This window comes from Streptomyces flavalbus, from assembly GCF_042674625.1.
Taxonomy (GTDB): domain Bacteria; phylum Actinomycetota; class Actinomycetes; order Streptomycetales; family Streptomycetaceae; genus Streptomyces; species Streptomyces flavalbus.
Window position 1 is genome coordinate 2,995,172 of the sequence record NZ_JBHTEB010000001.1, and the last position, 16,893, is coordinate 3,012,064.

13 protein-coding genes, 1 tRNA gene and 1 pseudogene are annotated in these 16,893 nt (G+C 72.4%); 9 read left to right on the plus strand and 6 right to left on the minus strand.

Features of this window, described 5'->3' with window-relative positions:
- Positions 1-136 precede the first annotated feature (136 nt).
- The 3 genes from ACFQZ6_RS13320 to ACFQZ6_RS13330 all read left to right on the plus strand — a co-directional run bounded on the left by ACFQZ6_RS13320 (position 137) and on the right by ACFQZ6_RS13330 (position 2,345).
- Positions 137-1,330 (plus strand): helix-turn-helix domain-containing protein, encoded by a 1,194-nt coding sequence (locus tag ACFQZ6_RS13320; RefSeq protein WP_381607966.1) that lies wholly within the window; start codon positions 137-139, stop codon positions 1,328-1,330.
- 225 nt (positions 1,331-1,555) lie between these two features.
- Positions 1,556-2,158, plus strand: coding sequence for an oligoribonuclease (gene orn, locus ACFQZ6_RS13325; RefSeq protein WP_381607968.1), 603 nt, complete (start codon positions 1,556-1,558; stop codon positions 2,156-2,158).
- A 114-nt stretch (positions 2,159-2,272) separates the two neighbouring features.
- A tRNA-His gene (locus ACFQZ6_RS13330) sits at positions 2,273-2,345 on the plus strand.
- Positions 2,346-2,487: 142 nt separating this feature from the next.
- Here ACFQZ6_RS13330 and ACFQZ6_RS13335 read toward each other — a convergent pair.
- The gene (locus ACFQZ6_RS13335) at positions 2,488-3,543 is read right to left on the minus strand and encodes a LacI family DNA-binding transcriptional regulator (protein WP_381607970.1); all 1,056 of its coding nucleotides are present in this window, start codon (positions 3,541-3,543) and stop codon (positions 2,488-2,490) included.
- 323 nt (positions 3,544-3,866) lie between these two features.
- On the opposite strand from ACFQZ6_RS13335, the gene ACFQZ6_RS13340 reads away from it, so the two are divergent.
- The 4 genes from ACFQZ6_RS13340 (at position 3,867) to ACFQZ6_RS13355 (ending at position 8,661) form a co-directional block, all read left to right on the plus strand.
- Positions 3,867-5,186, plus strand: a complete 1,320-nt coding sequence (locus ACFQZ6_RS13340) for an ABC transporter substrate-binding protein (RefSeq protein WP_381607972.1) — start codon at positions 3,867-3,869, stop codon at positions 5,184-5,186.
- 5 nt (positions 5,187-5,191) lie between these two features.
- Positions 5,192-6,202 (plus strand): carbohydrate ABC transporter permease, encoded by a 1,011-nt coding sequence (locus ACFQZ6_RS13345; protein WP_381618280.1) that lies wholly within the window; start codon positions 5,192-5,194, stop codon positions 6,200-6,202.
- A gap of 11 nt (positions 6,203-6,213) precedes the next feature.
- The gene (locus ACFQZ6_RS13350; protein WP_381607974.1) at positions 6,214-7,113 is read left to right on the plus strand and encodes a carbohydrate ABC transporter permease; all 900 of its coding nucleotides are present in this window, start codon (positions 6,214-6,216) and stop codon (positions 7,111-7,113) included.
- Positions 7,114-7,233: 120 nt separating this feature from the next.
- Positions 7,234-8,661: a GH1 family beta-glucosidase gene (locus tag ACFQZ6_RS13355; RefSeq protein WP_381607976.1), complete on the plus strand. Its 1,428-nt coding sequence runs from the start codon at positions 7,234-7,236 to the stop codon at positions 8,659-8,661.
- Positions 8,662-8,780: 119 nt separating this feature from the next.
- On the opposite strand, the gene ACFQZ6_RS13360 is transcribed toward ACFQZ6_RS13355, so the two are convergent.
- The 3 genes and pseudogenes from ACFQZ6_RS13360 to ACFQZ6_RS13370 form a co-directional block, all read right to left on the minus strand.
- On the minus strand, positions 8,781-10,256 hold the full coding sequence (locus tag ACFQZ6_RS13360) for a glycoside hydrolase family 18 protein (protein ID WP_381607978.1): 1,476 nt from the start codon (positions 10,254-10,256) through the stop codon (positions 8,781-8,783).
- 239 nt (positions 10,257-10,495) lie between these two features.
- Positions 10,496-11,922, minus strand: a pseudogene (locus tag ACFQZ6_RS13365) (sensor histidine kinase).
- Positions 11,919-12,629: a response regulator transcription factor gene (locus ACFQZ6_RS13370; protein ID WP_381607980.1), complete on the minus strand. Its 711-nt coding sequence runs from the start codon at positions 12,627-12,629 to the stop codon at positions 11,919-11,921. Before ACFQZ6_RS13370 ends, ACFQZ6_RS13365 begins: the two are co-directional and overlap by 4 nt.
- A 111-nt stretch (positions 12,630-12,740) precedes the next feature.
- On the opposite strand from ACFQZ6_RS13370, the gene ACFQZ6_RS13375 reads away from it, so the two are divergent.
- Entirely contained in the window at positions 12,741-13,292 is a 552-nt protein-coding gene (locus ACFQZ6_RS13375; protein ID WP_381607983.1) for a hypothetical protein, read from the plus strand.
- A gap of 25 nt (positions 13,293-13,317) precedes the next feature.
- Here the strand turns inward: ACFQZ6_RS13375 and ACFQZ6_RS13380 are convergent, their stop codons facing one another.
- On the minus strand, positions 13,318-14,187 hold the full coding sequence (locus tag ACFQZ6_RS13380) for a spermidine synthase (RefSeq protein ID WP_381607985.1): 870 nt from the start codon (positions 14,185-14,187) through the stop codon (positions 13,318-13,320).
- Positions 14,188-14,733: 546 nt separating this feature from the next.
- Positions 14,734-15,120, minus strand: a complete 387-nt coding sequence (locus tag ACFQZ6_RS13385; protein WP_381607987.1) for a hypothetical protein — start codon at positions 15,118-15,120, stop codon at positions 14,734-14,736.
- 294 nt (positions 15,121-15,414) lie between these two features.
- On the opposite strand from ACFQZ6_RS13385, the gene ACFQZ6_RS13390 reads away from it, so the two are divergent.
- Positions 15,415-16,875 (plus strand): hypothetical protein, encoded by a 1,461-nt coding sequence (locus ACFQZ6_RS13390; protein ID WP_381607989.1) that lies wholly within the window; start codon positions 15,415-15,417, stop codon positions 16,873-16,875.
- Positions 16,876-16,893 lie beyond the last annotated feature (18 nt).

Below are 16,893 nucleotides of genomic sequence, written 5' to 3' on the forward strand. Positions count from 1 at the left end.
GGGCACGGCGGAACGCAGTAGATTCGATCTTGACTGTCGTACGGCGGGGGACTCGTGCAGGACCGAGGGGAAACGTGTTGGAGCGACAGACCCGAAAGGATCAGGGCGCCGCGACCACCGAGGGGGGCTTAGCAGCATGAGCCACGACTCCACTGCCGCGCCGGAGGCCGCGACCCGGAAACTGTCCGGGCGACGCCGCAAGGAGATCGTCGCGGTGCTGCTGTTCAGCGGCGGCCCCATCTTCGAGAGTTCCATACCGCTGTCGGTGTTCGGAATCGACCGCCAGGACGCCGGTGTGCCGCGCTACCGCCTGCTGGTGTGCGCGGGCGAGGAAGGCCCGCTGCGGACCACGGGGGGCCTCGAACTCACCGCGCCGCACGGCCTGGAGGCGATCTCCCGGGCGGGCACCGTCGTCGTGCCCGCCTGGCGGTCGATCACCTCACCGCCACCGGTGGAGGCACTCGACGCGCTGCGCCGGGCCCACGAGGAGGGCGCCCGCATCGTCGGGCTGTGCACCGGCGCCTTCGTCCTCGCCGCGGCGGGCCTGCTGGACGGCCGCCCGGCCACCACCCACTGGATGTACGCGCCGACGCTGGCCAAGCGCTACCCGTCGGTGCACGTCGATCCCAGGGAACTTTTCGTCGACGACGGGGACGTCCTCACCTCCGCCGGTACGGCGGCCGGGATCGACCTCTGCCTCCACATCGTGCGCACGGACCACGGCAACGAGGCGGCGGGCGCGCTCGCCCGGCGCCTGGTGGTCCCGCCGCGCCGGACCGGCGGGCAGGAGCGCTACCTGGACCGCTCTTTACCAGAGGAGATCGGCGCCGACCCGCTCGCCGAGGTCGTCGCCTGGGCGCTCGAACACCTCCACGAGCAGTTCGACGTGGAGACGCTCGCGGCGCGCGCGTACATGTCGCGCCGCACCTTCGACCGCCGGTTCCGCTCGCTGACGGGTTCGGCCCCGCTCCAGTGGCTGATCACCCAGCGGGTCCTCCAGGCGCAGCGCCTCCTGGAGACGTCCGACTACTCGGTGGACGAGGTCGCGGGCCGCTGCGGCTTCCGTTCGCCGGTGGCGCTGCGCGGGCACTTCCGCCGCCAGCTCGGCTCGTCCCCGGCCGCGTACCGCGCCGCCTACCGGGCCCGGCGTCCGCACGGCGACCGCGTACCGGACGGCGACGGCCCGCCGAGCGCCGCCCCGAACGTGCCACCGCCCACCCCGGTCGGACCGCCCCCGGGCAGCCTCCACCCCGACCCGTCGGTACCCCACCAGAGCCGCCGCCCGGCGGCCTCCCTGGCCGGGATGCCGGGGCAACGCGGCGGCGCGTGAGCCGTACCGTGGCGGCTTTCCCCGGGTACGGCCCGGGGAAAGCCGCCACGGACATCACCGGGTGCGACCCGGGAAAACCACCACGCACGTCGCCGGGTACGGCCCGAGAAGGCCGCCGCGGACGCCACCCGGTGCGCCCGTCCGCCGTCTGGCCCGTTCCCACCGCCTCGAAGCCCACCGTCGGGGCGGGTCGGGTTCGAACGTGGGGGCCGTAGGGTTAGACACATGAACGATCGCATGGTGTGGATCGACTGCGAGATGACCGGCCTCTCGCTGTCCGACGACGCGCTCATCGAGGTGGCCGCCCTCGTCACCGACTCCGAGCTGAACGTGCTCGGCGACGGCGTCGACATCGTCATCCGTCCGCCGGACGCGGCGCTGGAGACGATGCCGGAGGTGGTGCGTCAGATGCACACCGCGTCCGGCCTGCTCGCCGAACTGCCCGGCGGCACGACGCTCGCGGACGCCGAGGAGCAGGTTCTCGCCTATGTGCGCGAGCACGTCAAGGAGCCCGGCAAGGCCCCCCTGTGCGGCAACTCCGTCGGCACCGACCGCGGCTTCCTGCTGCGCGACATGCCCACCCTGGAGGACTACCTGCACTACCGGATCGTCGACGTCTCCAGCATCAAGGAGCTGGCCCGGCGCTGGTACCCGCGGGCGTACTTCAACAGCCCCGAGAAGAACGGCAACCACCGCGCCCTCGCCGACATCCGCGAGTCCATCGCGGAGCTGCGCTACTACCGCGAGGCCGTCTTCGTACCGCAGCCCGGCCCGGACTCGGAGACCGCGAAGGCGATCGCCGCCAAGCACGTCCTGCCCGCCCGGTAGCCGCCCCGGGGCCCGTGCGGGGGCCTCGGGAAAAGGCGGGCGCGAGCACCCCTTCGGACCCTGTACACTTTTTCTCGGCCGGTCGGGGAGACCACGGTAGAACCGCCGGTCATGGTGGGTGTAGCTCAGCTGGTAGAGCACCTGGTTGTGGTCCAGGATGCCGCGGGTTCGAGTCCCGTCACTCACCCTGAGTAATCAGCCGGTGACCTTGGGAAGAGGGTCACCGGCTGATTCGCGTGCACGCCCGGTGGGAGCCGCGTGCACGCCCGGTGGGAGCCGCGTGCCCGCCCGGCGGGGCGCGGCCCCCTCCCCCGGCACGACCACGCCGACTACGACGACGTCCGCTCCACCAGCTCCGTCGCCAGCACCATCTGGCGCGGCTCCAGGCCCCTCGACACCGCCGGGCGGCGGTCCGCTATCTCGCCGAGGAGCAGGTCGATCATCGCGCGGCCCATCTCCTCTATGGGCTGGCGCACACTCGTCAGCGGCGGGTGCATGTGGCGGGCGATCGCCGAGTCGTCGTAGCCGACGAGGGCCACGTCGTCCGGCACCCGGCGGCCGGACTCGCGCAGCACCTGGCGGGCGCCCGCCGCCGTCACGTCGGAGGCGGCGAAGACGGCGTCGAGGTCGGGGCGGCGGCCGAGCAGCTCGGCCATCGCGTGCTGGCCGCCCTCCTCGGTGAAGTCACCGGACGCGATGAGCAGTTCGTCCGCCTCCAGACCGGCGTCCCGCAGCGCGTCCCGGTAGCCGTCGACGCGCCGCTGGGCGCCGTAGACGTCGAGGCGGCCGGTGATGTGGGCGATGCGGCGGCGGCCCCGGGACAGCAGGTGCTCCACGGCCTGGCGGGCGCCGCCGTAGTTGTCGGAGTCGACCGACGGCAGCGTCTCCGCGGCGGAGCGGGGGCCGCTTATCACCGCCGGGATCTCCAGTTGGGAGAGCAGGTCGGGCAGCGGGTCGTCGGCGTGCACCGAGACCAGCAGGACGCCGTCCACGCGGTGCGCGGCGAGGTACTGGGCGAGGCGCTGCCGCTCCCGGTCGCTGCCCGCGAAGATGAGCAGGAGCTGCATCTCGGTCTCGCCCAGCTCGGCGCCGACGCCCTTGAGCATGTCCGAGAAGTACGGCTCCGCGAAGAACCGGGTCTCCGGTTCCGGGACGACGAGGGCGATCGCGTCGGTACGGTTGGCGGCAAGCGCGCGGGCGGCCGTGTTCGGGACGTAACCCAGCTCGGCGACCGCCGCCTCGACGGCCGCGCGAGTGGCGTCGCTCACACGAGGGGAGCCGTTGATGACGCGGGAGACCGTGCCACGGCCGACGCCCGCTCGGGCCGCCACCTCTTCCAGAGTTGGCCGACCGCCGCTGCGGCCCCGTGTTCCGTGGCTTGCCACTGGCTCCGCCCTCCCGTCGACACCACGCCTGGCCTGGAATGTAACAGTGCGGGGACGCCGCCGTACCGGGCGGGCGCCAGAAGACCGACTCCGCCGTTCCAGTTAACAGGCCGATAACTGAACGCGTCTCTCCGCGTCCACTCCCTTGACACCCCGTCCCGAAGCTACGAACCTTCAACACATCACCGATGGGAGCGCTCCCACGGTACCTGGCACTTACACAACCCGCACGTTCCCCGCCCGAGCCGCAGCGAGAAGAACAACGGGCCCATGCACGTATTTTGGCCGGGGGGTCGGCACGTCAGGGCAACAGGAGGACTGCAATGCGAGCACCTACCCGAATCCGCCGTAAGGCGGTGGTTCTCGCGGCCATCGCGTCGCTGGGGGCTGGGCTGCTGGCCGGTTGTGCCGACGACGGCGACGACAGCGAGAACAACTCGTCTGACGGCGGCGGCGGTGGCAAGACCACGATCACGCTGGGGCTCTTCGGTACGTTCGGCTTCAAGGAGGCCGGGCTCTACGACGAGTACATGAAGCTCCACCCGGACATCAAGATCGAAGAGAACGTCGTCGAGCGCAACGAGAACTACTACCCCGCGCTGGTCAACCACCTGACGACCAACAGCGGTCTGATGGACATCCAGGGCGTCGAGGTCGGCAACATCGCCGAGGTCGTCCAGACGCAGTCCGACAAGCTGCTCGACCTGTCGAAGTACGGCAAGGAGAGCGACTACCTCGACTGGAAGTGGCAGCAGGCCACCACCAAGGAGGGGCAGACCGTCGGCCTGGGCACCGACATCGGCCCGATGGCCATCTGCTACCGCACCGACCTGTTCAAGGAGGCCGGTCTACCGACCGACCGCGAGGAGGTCGGCAAGCTGTGGGCGGGTGACTGGGAGAAGTTCGTCGACGTCGGCCGCGACTACCAGAAGAACGCCCCGAGCGGCACCACCTTCATGGACTCCCCCGGCGGTCTGATCAACGCGATCCTCAGCTCGGAGACGGAGAAGTTCTACGACTCCTCCGGCGAGGTCATCTACAAGACCAACCCGGCCGTGAAGAAGGCGTTCGACCTCACCGCCGCCGCGGCCGAGGACGGACTGGTCGGCAACCAGACGCAGTTCCAGCCCGCCTGGGACACCACCATCGCCAACACCAAGTTCGCGGCGATGTCCTGCCCGCCGTGGATGCTCGGCTACATCAAGGGCAAGTCGAAGCCGGAGGCCGCGGGCAAGTGGGACGTCGCCCAGTCGCCCAAGTCCGGTAACTGGGGCGGTTCCTTCCTCTCCGTGCCGAAGTCCGGCAAGAACACCGAGGAGGCCGCCAAGCTGGCCGCCTGGCTGACCGCTCCCGAGCAGCAGGCCAAGCTCTTCGGCAAGCAGGGCAGCTTCCCGAGCACCCCGGCCGCGTACACCATGCAGCAGGTCGTGGACGGCAAGAACGACATGACCGGGGACGCCCCGATCGGTGAGATCTTCGCCGAGGCCGCCAAGGCCGCGCCCGTGCAGGTGATCGGCCCGAAGGACCAGATCATCCAGCAGGGCCTGACCGACAACGGCGTCATCCTCGTCACCCAGGGCAAGTCGGCCAAGGCCGCCTGGGACAACGCCGTGAAGACCATCGACAACAACCTGGACCAGTGACCGGCATGACCACCCGGCACGACACGGCCGCCGCGTCCCCCGTCAAGGGGGGCGCGGCCCCGCGCCCGCCCGCCAACCCGCTCACCGAGCAGGAGGAGCGGAAGCGGAAGCGGCTGTCCCGGCGCTGGCAGCGCGACATGCGATGGAGCCCGTACGCGTTCGTCTCGCCGTTCTTCCTGCTCTTCCTCGCCTTCGGCCTGTTCCCGCTGATCTACACGGGCTGGGCCTCCCTGCACCAGGTGGAGCTGACCGCCCCCACCGACATGGAGTGGGTGGGCCTGCGCAACTACACCAGGATCTTCGACGACGACTTCTTCTGGAACGCGGCGCGCAACACCCTCTGGATCGGCATCATCTCCACGGTGCCGCAGTTGCTGATGGCGATGGGCATCGCGCACATCCTCAACTACAAGCTGCGCGGCTCGACCTTCTACCGGGTCGTCATGCTCGCCCCGTACGCCACCTCGATCGCCGCCGCGTCGCTGGTCTTCGTGCTGCTGTTCGGCCGCGACTACGGCATGATCAACTGGGTGCTGAACGCGGTCGGCATCGACAACATCGACTGGCAGAACGGCCACTGGGCCTCGAAGATCGCGGTGTCGACCATCATCATCTGGCGGTGGACCGGCTACAACGCGCTGATCTACCTGGCCGCGATGCAGGCGATCCCGCAGGACCTGTACGAGTCGGCGGCCCTGGACGGGGCCAGCCGCTGGAAGCAGTTCCTGCACGTCACCCTGCCGTCGCTGCGTCCGACGATCCTGTTCACCGTGGTCGTGTCGACGATCGGCGCCTCCCAGGTGTTCGGCGAACCGCTGCTGTTCGACGCGAACAAGGGCGCCTCCGGCGGCTCCGAGCACCAGTTCCAGACGCTGGGCCTGTACCTGTACGAGCAGGGCTGGGTCAACCAGCACCTGGGCCGGTCCTCCGCCATCGCCTGGACGATGTTCCTGATCCTCATCGTGATCGGGATCGTCAACTACGTCATCTCGCGCCGGCTGCGCGCCAGTAGTTAGGAGAACCGGCCGTGACGACGACCCTGAGCCCCGAGGACGCCAAGCCGGGCGCGCACCGGCGCTCGCGCGCCCCCAAGTCCGCACGCGCGGGCGGGACGATGCACGCCGGGCCCCTCGCCTACGTCATCCTCGCCCTGTTCACGATCGGCTCGCTGTTCCCGCTGGTGTGGACCGCGATCGCCGCCTCCCGTGACAACCAGCGCCTCGCGGAGAACCCGCCGCCGCTGTGGTTCGGCGGCAACCTGTTCGACAAGCTGGAAGTGGCGTGGACCGACGCCAACCTGGGCGAGGCGTTCCTCAACACCACCATCGTCGCCGGGATCTCGGCGGTCACCATCGTGGTGCTGTCGACGATCGCCGGGTTCGCCTTCGCCAAGCTGCGGTTCAAGGGCCGTAACGCGATGATGCTGATCGTCATCGGCACCATGATGGTGCCGCCGCAGCTCAGCGTGATCCCGCTGTACATGATGGTCGCCAAGCTGGACTGGACCGACCAGCTCCAGGCCGTGATCTTCCCGTCGCTGGTGAGCGCGTTCGGCGTGTTCTTCATGCGGCAGTACCTGATCCAGGCGCTGCCCGACGAGATCATCGAGGCCGCCCGGGTGGACGGCGCCAGCAGTTGGCGCGTGGTCTGGCACGTGGTGTTCCCGGCCGCGCGGCCCGCCATGGCCGTACTCGGCATGTTGATGTTCGTCCAGACCTGGAACGACTTCCTGTGGCCGTTCCTGGTGCTCACCCAGACCGGCAACCCGACCGTGCAGGTCGCGGTGGCCTGGGGCCGCGGCTACACGCCCGACCAGTCCCTGATCATGGCGGGCGCGCTGCTCGGCACGCTGCCGCTGCTGCTGGTCTTCGCGATCTTCGGCAAGCAGATCGTCGGCGGCATCATGCAGGGCGCGGTCAAGGGCTGACGCCCGCGTACCAGGGGGCCGGGTCACCGCCGCCTCGGCCCCTCTGTTCCCCCCACACCTTCCCTGCCCTTTTCCTTCGTCTACCCGTGGGTCCGCGCGACCTGCGATGGGAGCGCTTCCATGCCTGAGCCCGAAACGCCGGTGTCCTTCCCCTCCACCTTCCTCTGGGGCGCCGCGACCTCCGCGTACCAGATCGAAGGGGCGGTGCGTGAAGGCGGTCGCACCCCGTCGATCTGGGACACCTTCAGCCACACGCCCGGGAAGACGGCGGGCGGCGATCACGGCGACATCGCTGTCGACCACTACCACCGCTACCGCGAGGACGTGGCGCTGATGGCGGAGCTGGGCCTGACGGCGTACCGCTTCTCCATCTCCTGGTCCCGGGTGCAGCCCACCGGCCGCGGGCCCGCCGTCCAGGTCGGTCTGGACTTCTACCGCCGCCTGGTGGACGAGCTGCTCGACAAGGGCATCAAGCCCGCCGTCACCCTCTACCACTGGGACCTCCCGCAGGAGCTGGAGGACGCGGGCGGCTGGCCGGAGCGGGACACGGCGTACCGGTTCGCGGAGTACGCGCAGATCGTCGGCGAGGCGCTCGGCGACCGCGTGGAGCAGTGGATCACCCTCAACGAGCCCTGGTGCAGCGCCTTCCTCGGCTACGGCTCCGGCGTGCACGCCCCCGGCCGCACCGAACCGGCGTCCGCCCTGAAGGCCGCGCACCACCTCAACCTCGCGCACGGGCTCGGCACCGTCGCCCTGCGCTCGGTGATGCCCGCCCGCAACTCGGTCGCCGTCTCCCTGAACTCCTCCGTCGTCCGCCCGCTGTCCCAGGACCCCGGCGACCTGGCCGCCGTACAGAAGATCGACGACCTCGCCAACGGCGTCTTCCACGGGCCGATGCTGCACGGCGCCTACCCGGCGACGCTGCTGGAGGCGACGTCGTCGCTCACGGACTGGTCGTTCGTGCAGGACGGTGACCTCGCCACCATCAAGCAGCCGCTGGACGCGCTGGGCCTGAACTACTACACGCCCGCGCTGGTCTCGTCCGCCGCGAACGCCCCCACCGGGCCGCGCGCCGACGGCCACGGCTCCAGCGAGCACTCGCCGTGGCCCGCCGCGGACGACGTGGCGTTCCACCAGACGCCGGGCGAGCAGACCGAGATGGGCTGGACCATCGACCCGACCGGTCTGCACGACCTGATCATGCGCTACAGCCGCGAGGCCCCGGGCCTGCCGATCTACGTCACCGAGAACGGCGCCGCCTACGACGACAAGCTGGACGCCGACGGCCGGGTCCACGACCCCGAGCGCGTCGCCTACCTGCACGGCCACCTCGCCGCCGTGCGCAAGGCGATCACGGACGGCGCCGATGTGCGCGGCTACTACCTGTGGTCCCTGATGGACAACTTCGAGTGGGCGTACGGCTACGGCAAGCGCTTCGGCGCGGTCTACGTCGACTACACGACCCTCGCCCGTACGCCGAAGTCGAGCGCCCTCTGGTACGGCCAGGCGGCGCGCACGGGTGTGCTCCCCCCGGCCGTTCAGGACTGAACGGACCTGAACCGGAGGGAGTGACGGGGGGCGGGGCGCGGCACTGTGGGGGTGCCGCGCCCCGTTTTGCCGTGTGTGTGGGCTGCTCTCGCGGGGGGCTTACTTGCTCGTCTGGGGGCTTACTTGTAGGCGGCGAACGCCTTGGTGAAGGCGTAGGGGTCCTGGACGATCGAGCTGCACGTGGCGTCGGCGGAGTTCTTCGCGCCGCCGGGGCACTGCTTGTCGCGGGTCGCGGACCACATCGACAGCCAGCCGAGCCCCTTGGCCTGGGCGAACTTCACGAGCTGCGTGGCGTCCTCGACCTTGAACACCTCGGACGCGACGTCGTTGACGCCGATCATCGGGGTGACGGCGACGGTCTTCCAGGCGGCGCTGTCGCTGAGCCCGAGGACGCTCTTGATCTGCGCCTGGGTGGCGGTGGCGGCCTGCTCGGCGTACGTGCCCATGTCGCCGCTGTACGCCGCCCCGTAGTCCATCGCCATGATGTTGACGGCGCTGATCCTGACGCCGTTGCGCTGGGCGTCGGCGAGCAGGTCGACGCCGGGCTGGGTCAGGCCCTCCGGCATCACCGGCAGGGTGAAGGAGACGTCCAGGCCGGGGTGCGCCTTCTGGAGCCGCGCGATGGCCTGGGCGCGGCGGGTGTTGGCGGCGGTGTCGGGCAGCGCGCCGCCCTCGACGTCGAAGTCGACCTTGGTGAGGCCGTAGGCGTCCACGGCCTTGCCGTACGCCGTCGCCAGCGCGTCGGCCGAGGAGCAGGCGGTGGCCAGCTCGGTGCCGGACGCGCCGCCGAAGGAGACCCGGACGTCGCCGCCCTTGGCGCGCAGGGCGCCGATCTGCCCGGCGACCGCGTCGCTGGCGAGGTCGGTGACGCCGCCCCACTTGGGGGTGCAGCCGCCGCCGGAGGTGATGAAGGCGAGGTTGTAGTCCTTCACGCCGGTCGCCTGGGCGCTGGCGAGCAGGTCGAAGGCCGGGTAGAGGGACGTGTCGACGTACGGGGCGAAGGCGGCGGTGGTGGGGGTGCCGGGGGTGGTCTGCGTGGCGGTGGGGGTGGGGGTCGGGGTGGGGCTCTGGGTCGCCGTCCTGGTGGGGGTCGGCGTGGGGGTGGGGGGCGGGGTGGCCGTCTGGGTGGGGGTGTTGGTCGGGCGGCCGGTGGGTTCGGGGGTGGCGGTGTCGTCCGTGGAGCACTTGGCGTCGTCGATGAGGCAGCCGGTGGGGTCTCCGGAGCCGTTGACGACGAAGCCGACGGTGACGGACTCGCCGACGGCCAGCCCGTCGGTGTCCCACTTCGGGGGCCGGACGGTGATGTGCTGACCGCTGGTTCTGGACTCGCCGTTCCACAGTGAGCTGAGCTTCGCGCCGGACGGCAGGTCGAACTCCAGCGTCCAGTCGGCCTTCTGGGCGCCGCTGTTGTTGGTGACGACGTACTGCGCGGTGTAGCCGGTCGTCCAGTCGCTGGTCCTGGTGTACGCCGCGCCGACACCGGCCGCCTGGGCGGTGCCGGAGAACAGCACGGCGCCACCGCCGATCACGGCCGTGGCGACGGCCCCGCCGATCGCCTTGTTCCTGCCGCTCAGTCCGCGCCGGTGCGTGCTCATCGTGCCTGCCTCTGTCGTTCGGGGGTGGGGGGTGGCTGTGGCAGCACGTTAGCGATCTCGAAACACCCAAAACGCCTGTTCCGGGCGGGGGTTGTGGGTCTTAGGGCGGCCTTAAGGAAGCCATCGGGACGGATTAATCGAGGGCGGTCCGGGGGCCGGTCCAGGGCAGTCCGTGGGCGGTCTGGGAGCAGCGCGCAGGCGGTCCGGTGACGGTCCGGTGGCCGTCCGTGGGGCGTTGATCAGCCGTGGCCGGGCTGTCCCGGCGTCGCCGCGAGCGCCTTGGGCTGCCCCCGGCGTCGTACGGCGCCCCGGTGTCCGCGGCGGCGGGGTGAGCGCTCCCTGGCGTCGAGCTGTATCCAGACGCGGACCTCCGTGCCGCCGAGGACGGAGTGGCCGATGCGCACGTCACCGCCGGTGGACTCGGCGAGCCTGCGGACGATGTCGAGGCCGAGGCCGGTCGAGCCGTCTGCGCCGGAGCCCCGGCCCCGGGACATCGCCGCCTCGGGGTCGGCTATGCCGGGGCCCGCGTCGGAGACCAGGACGATCACCGCGTCGTCGCCGTTGTGGACGTCGACCGCGAACGCCGTGCCCTCCCGGGTGTGCCGGAACACGTTGCCGAGCAGCGCGTCGAGGGCGACTGCCAGGTCGGCGCGGGCCACGGGTATCCGCACCGGGCGCTCCACCCCGGCCACCCGCCACTTGCGGCCCTCGTCCTCCGCGAGCGCCGACCAGAACGCCATCCGCTCCCGGACCACCTCGGCCGCGTCGCACCCGGCGCCGGGCCCGGCCGCCGCGGTCTGCGGTTTGGCCTCCCGGGCGGTGCGGATGATGGTGTCGACCTCCCGCTCCAACTGGGCGACCGCGGCCCGGGTCTGGTCCGCGGCCTGTCCGTCGCCGAGCGAGGCCGCGTTCAGCCGGAGCACGGTGAGCGGGGTGCGCAGCCGGTGCGAGAGGTCGGCCGCCAGCTCCCGCTCGTTGGCGAGGAGCTGGACGACCTGGTCGGCCATCGAGTTGAACGCGACCGCCGCGCGCCGCAGTTCCGTCGGCCCCTCCTCCGGCACCCGCGCCCCCAGCTTCCCCTCCCCCAGCTCGCTCGCGCCCTCCGCCAGCCGCTGCGCGGGCCGCACCATCCGGACGCCCAGCCGGTCCGCGACCGCGACCGAGCCGACGATCAGCGCCAGGCCACCCCGGCGAGCACCGCCCACGCCGTGCCGACGCCGTTGCTCACCTCGGTGTCGGGGACGTACACCTCGACGACCGCGATCTGCCCGGAGCTGAGCGCGACCGGCTGGAGCAGCGCCGAACCGCCGGGCACGCGCGCGGTGGAGGCGCGGCCCACCTGCCGGGTGGCGTCGATGTCCTCGTCGGCGGCCCGCCGCCGCCCCAAGTCCAGGGCGTCGGCGCCCTCCGTACCGTCCGTGCCCTCCGTGGCCGGTATGTGCACGGCCATCCCGTCGTCCGAGCCCGCCGAGGCGACGACGCGCTCCAACTGGTCCCGGTCGGTGGTGATGGAGAGCGCGGGTGCGATCGCCGCGGCCTCCCGCTCGGCGTTGGCGAAGGCGCGGTCGCGGGCCATCTCCTTGATGACCAGGCCGAGCGGCACCGCGAAGGCGACCACGACCATGGCGGTGACCGCGAGCGAGACCTTGACCAGTGCCCACCTCATCGCGTCGGCCCCGCTTCCCCGACCGGCGGCTCCAGCTTCACGCCGACTCCGCGCAGGGTGTGCAGGTAGCGCGGCCGGGCGGCCGTCTCCCCCAGCTTCCGCCGCAGCCACGACAGATGGACGTCGATCGTCTGGTCGTCGCCGTACGACTGCTGCCACACCTCCGCGAGCAGCTCCCGGCGCGGCACGACCACGCCGGGGCGGCCCGCGAGGAAGGCGAGCAGGTCGAACTCGCGGCGGGTCAGGTCCAGGCGGGCGCCGTCCAGTTCGGCCTGGCGGCGCAGCGGGTCGACCGTCAGCCCGCCGACCCGCAGCACGCTGTCCGGCGCGGCGTCGGCGCTGGCGGAACGGGCCCGGCGCAGTACGGCGGCGATCCGCGCCGACAGGTGCTCGACGGAGAACGGCTTGGTCAGGTAGTCGTCCGCGCCCGCGTTGAGCAGCCGGACGATCTCCGCCTCGTCGTCCCGGGCGGTGGCGATGATCACCGGGACGTCGGTGATGCCGCGCAGCATCTTCAGCGCCTCGGACCCGTCCAGATCGGGCAGTCCGAGGTCCAGGATGACCACGTCGAAACGGAGGTGGGCGACCTCGCGCAGCGCCTCAAGCGCCGTACCCACGCTGCGCACGGTGTGCGCGGCGTCGGTCAGATGCCTGATCAGCGCCGAGCGTACGAACTGGTCGTCCTCGACCACGAGCACACTTGCCATGCGCCGCACCGTACGCCATCCGGGCGGCACCGGTCGGAGCCTGTGGATAACCGCCTGTGGATAACTGCCCCCGGGTGCACGCGGTGTGACGGGTGAGGCAGTATGGCCGCGATGTTCAGAGGACTCGTCCACGTACTCGCCTGGTCGCTGGCCACCGGCGCTGCCGCCGCGCTGTCCTGGTGGGGCGTGCACACGGTGCTGGCGGGCACGGTGTACGACCCGCCGCGCGCCCTGCCGGTCACGGCGGCCGACGCGACCGTGCGGGAGTCCCAGCCGCTGACCACGTCAGCGAGCACGCACCGCCCGGGACCGTCGAAGAGCCCGTCCGGTCCGTCCGGTCCGTCGGCCGGGCCGACCGCCTCCGCGCCGCGGGCCACGCCGACCCCGTCCGCCGAGCCCCGGCCCTCCTCCTCCGCGCCCGCCGCCTCACCGACCGCCTCCGGTCAGGTCAAGAGCTACGACACCGACGGCGGCCGGGCGGTGTTCGACCTGCGGGAGGACCACGCGACCCTCGTCTCGGCGACGCCGGGCGCGGGCTGGTCGATGCAGGTGTGGAAGACGGAGTCGTGGATCCGGGTGGAGTTCACCTCGGGCGCGGACCGGGTGTCGGTGTTCTGCACCTGGCACGACGGCCCGCCGCGGGTGGAGATCGGGTCGTACTGAGCGGTCCTGGCCGGTGTTGGCCGGGTCAGCGGAACACCGACGGCGGCGGTGCCGGTGAGGGGACCGCGGCGGCGTCGGTGACGGCCGGGGCGCCGCCCGTGAAGTCGGTGAGCGCCCTGCCGTGCTCCACGCGCGCGGGGTGCGGGTCGGACGCGGCGCGGCGGGTGAGTTCCGCGACGGGCAGCGGCCGGTCGGCGGCGACCAGGACGGCGTTGCCGAAGCGTTTGCCGCGCAGCACCGCCGGGTCGGCGATCAGGGCGAGTTCGTTGAAGCGGGCGGCGGCGGTGGCGATCTGGCCGCGCAGGTGCGTGAGCGGCGGCCCGTCGGCCAGGTTGGCGGCGTACACGCCGTCGGGGCGCAGGGCGCGGCGCACCTCGTCGAGGAACTCCGTGGAGGTGAGGTGGGCCGGGGTGCGGGCGCCGCTGAACACGTCGACGACGACGAGGTCGGCCCACCCGTCCGGCACCTTGGCGAGCCCCGCGCGGGCGTCCGCCGACCGCACCCGGACGCGGGCGTTGGCGGCGAGCGGCAGCTCCCGGCGGACCAGTTGGACGAGGGCGGCGTCGCGTTCGACGACCTGCTGGGTGGAGCGGGGCCGGGTCGCGGCGACGTAGCGGGCCAGCGTGAACGCGCCGCCGCCGAGGTGCACGGCGTGCACGGGTCGGCCGGGCGGGGCGGCGAGGTCGATGACGTGGCCGAGGCGGCGCTGGTACTCGAAGTCCAGGTAGGCCGGGTCGTCCAGGTCGACGTGGGACTGCGGGGCGCCGTCGATGAGCAGCGTCCAGGCACGCGCCCGGTCCCGGTCGGGAACCAGCTCGGCGAGCCCCCCGTCGACGGGTTCGACAACCGCGGCAACGACCGCCTGCCCACGCCGGGCACTCCTGGACTTTCCCATCGGGTCATTGTCGCAGGGGTCGGGGGGTGCCACCGGGGCGCCGGGGGCCCGGGGTGCCGCCGGGTGGCGGTCGGGCCGCGTGAGCTGCCGCCCGGCACGGCACCGCGCCGGGGGTGCCGCCGTGGGGCGCTGGGGGGACCGCCGTAGGGCGTCGGGGTGGCCGCCGAGGCGCCGGGAGTGCCGCCGTAAGGCGTCGGGATGACCGCCGAGGCGCCGGGAGTGCCCCCGTAAGGCGCCGGAGTGGCCGCCGAGGCGCCGGGAGTGCCCCCGTAAGGCGTCGGAGTGGCCACCGAGGCGCCGGGAGTGCCCCCGGGCGATGACCGGGCCGCCTGAGCTGCCGCCCGGTACGGCACCGCGCCGGGCGGCGGGAGCCTCAGCCCCAGTCGTCCTCGGCCCTGGTCAGGCACAGGCCGGAGCCTCGCCCGCGTCCGCCGCCTCGGTCGACGGAGTTCAAGCCCGCAGCCGTCCGCCGCCTCGATCCGGCGGGAGCCTCAGCCGCCGTTGCCCGCGACGTCGCCGTTACCCGCGGCCCCGCCCGGCCGAGCCTCAGCTGCAGTTGTCCGCGGCCTCGATCAGGCGGGCCGCCTCGCCCAGGGCGCGGCGCAGGTCGGCCGGGTCGGTGGTGTGGTCGGCCTCGTCGGGCGGCAGCAGCCAGTCGGCGCCCGCCACGGGCGGTTCGGGTACGAGGCTCAGCCCGCGTCCGTCGGTCTGGGTGCAGACGCTGCCGGGGACGTCCCACGCGTCCGCCGTGCCGGGCGGGACCACGAAGCCGAGGGTGCCGCGGTCGTCGTCGTGCAGCACGGGGCCGACGGAGTCGACGGCGCCCCGCCGGAGGATGTCGACCGCTTCCAGTCCCTGCCGCGCCGGTACGGTCACGACGTCGCAGCCGGTCGCCGTCACCGTCGCTGTCGTCGTCGGGGTCGATCTCTCCATCCCGGCCTCCACCACGAAACCCTCCTTGGGCGAGCGGGCCGGGAGTCGGGCGGCTCCCGGTCCACCGGGTTCAACGCCCGGCCGCGTCAACGGCTACGGCGGAAGTCCGCCGCAAAGGATGGCACTTCATGGCAGATCGGGGATGAGATATCCGGTTTGTAGCCAAACACCGCGTGGCGGACCCGGCACAGCAGGTACGTTCTTGCTCGCCGGAAACCGGGAGGTCATGCCGCCATCGAGGCAACTCGCCCATGATCCGGCATGGTTCGACGGTTCGCACGAGAGGACCCGGCCATGGCGTCGTCAACGGTGACCTCGTCTCAGCCCGACCGGCCAGTCCGGCCCAACCTCGTCTTCCGCGGCCTGCGCGGCGGGCGCTCGCCCGCCGAGTTCGCGGCGGCGGTCCGCCGGGCCGCCCGGGAGATCGGTGAACGCGTTAGCTGTGACGCGCGTTACATCGGCCGGGTGGAGTCGGGCGAGATCCGCTGCCCGAACTACGCGTACGAACGGGTGTTCCTGCACATGTTCCCCGGCCGTACGCTCACTGACCTGGGCTTCGCGCCCCGCTCGTCCGTACGCGGACGCGGCGCGCGCACCGCTCCGGAGGCGCCCCCCGTGCACACCACGAGCCCTCCGGACGTCACCAGTGAGACGCGTGAGGACTGTGAGCCGTATGACAGACAGGACCTGTACGGCCCACAGGATCCGTACGACGACCACGAGGAGAGCGACGTGCTGCGTCGCGCATTCATGACCGGCGGTGGTGCCACGGTGGCCGCCGCCTCGCTGGGCCCGTTCGGGCTCACCTTCGACGCCGCCGCCGTGGAGCGTCCCCTGGGGCGTGCCGGGGCGAGCGAGGCGAACGCGCTGGAGGAGACCGTACGCAAGATCCGGCTGCTCGACGACCGGCACGGCGCGGACGGCCTCTACCGGCGCGCGGCGGCTCCACTGCGCGCCGCCTACGCACTCCTGGACGCCGGTACGACCCGGCAGACGACCGCCGACCGGCTGCACTCCGGCGCCGGTGAACTGGCCATCTCCGTGGGCTGGCTGGCCCATGACTCCGGCCGCTTCGACGACGCCCGCTCCCACTACGCCGAGGCCCTCGCCACCGCCCGGATGGCCGGGGACGCGGGTCTTGAGGCGCACGCCTTCTGCAACACGGCGTTCCTCGCCCGGGACACCGGGCGCCCCCGGGAGGCGGTCCGCGCGGCACAGGCCGCGCAGCGCATCGCGCGCCCGCTGGGCTCGGCCCGGCTGATGTCGCTGCTCGCGCTGCGCGAGGCGGGCGGCTGGGCGGGGCTCGCCGACCGCGCCGGATGCGAACAGGCGCTCGCGCGGGCGCAGGCCCTCTTCGCGCGGGGCCCCTCGGACGCCGACCCCGAGTGGATGACCTTCTACGGGGAGGCCGAGCTGGAGGGGCTGGAGGCGCAGTGCTGGTCCATGCTGGGCGACTGGCCGCGCGCGGCCCGGCACGCGCGACGGGCGGCACGCCTCCAGGACCCGCACTTCACCCGCAACATCGCCCTCTACACCGCCGAGCTGGCGGACGACCTGGCGCGCGGCGGGCGCCCGGACGAGGCCGCGGCGGCGGGGATGCGGGTGCTGGACCTCCTGGACCAGGTGCAGTCGTCCCGGGTGCAGGCGATGCTGGCGGGCACGGCCCGGGTGCTGCTGCCGCACCGGGGGACCTCGCAGGTGTCGGAGTTCCTGGAACGCCACCGGGTGCCGCACCAGATGGCGCGGCACGGCTGAGCACCCACGCTCCCCGCC